This is a genomic window from Paracoccus alkanivorans (assembly GCF_003697785.1).
Lineage (GTDB): Bacteria > Pseudomonadota > Alphaproteobacteria > Rhodobacterales > Rhodobacteraceae > Paracoccus > Paracoccus alkanivorans.
Genome location: NZ_QOKZ01000039.1, coordinates 1 through 500, shown reverse-complemented (window position 1 = coordinate 500; position 500 = coordinate 1). Strand labels below are relative to the sequence as shown.

1 protein-coding gene is annotated in these 500 nt (G+C 59.2%); it reads left to right on the top strand.

Annotated features, from left to right (window positions below; genetic code table 11):
• The first annotated feature begins 13 nt into the window (after positions 1-13).
• Positions 14-130: a transporter associated domain-containing protein gene (locus C9E81_RS22615; RefSeq protein WP_341802654.1), complete on the top strand. Its 117-nt coding sequence runs from the start codon at positions 14-16 to the stop codon at positions 128-130.
• The last annotated feature ends 370 nt before the right edge of the window (positions 131-500 follow it).

The following is a 500-nucleotide window of genomic DNA, read 5'->3' as shown; positions in this document are numbered from 1 at the left end:
CGTGCTGGAGAAGATGGGGATGCTGCCGCAACCGGGCGAGTATTTCGAGCTTGGCGGCTGGCGGATCGAGGTCGTGGATGTGGACGGCCGCCGCATCGACAAGCTGCTCGTGCGGCGCAAGACCGCGTGAGGGTGATGGTCATCATTGCGGGTAATCGATTGCAAGACTGAATCCTCGCAGGGCAGGCTTTCAAGTGCTGTGCACCGCGGCTATATGCAATACCGGTGCTGAGCAGAGGTGTCGTGCCGCCGGTCCGGAGCTTCCGGATCCATTAAATCGAACCGAACCCGTGGCAGACTGCCATGCATACGGCCGGGGTTATCTTATGGCAAAACTGCGGTCCCTGTGGCGGGGCGAAATCCCTCTCGGAGAAGCCTTCTGGACATGGACCGTCGTCACCGGTCTGATTGTCAATGTCACAACCAGTGCACTGTTCCTGACGATGATCACGCTTGACCGGCCGCTTATCACGCTGATGTTCGGTTACGCGGTATCGGTA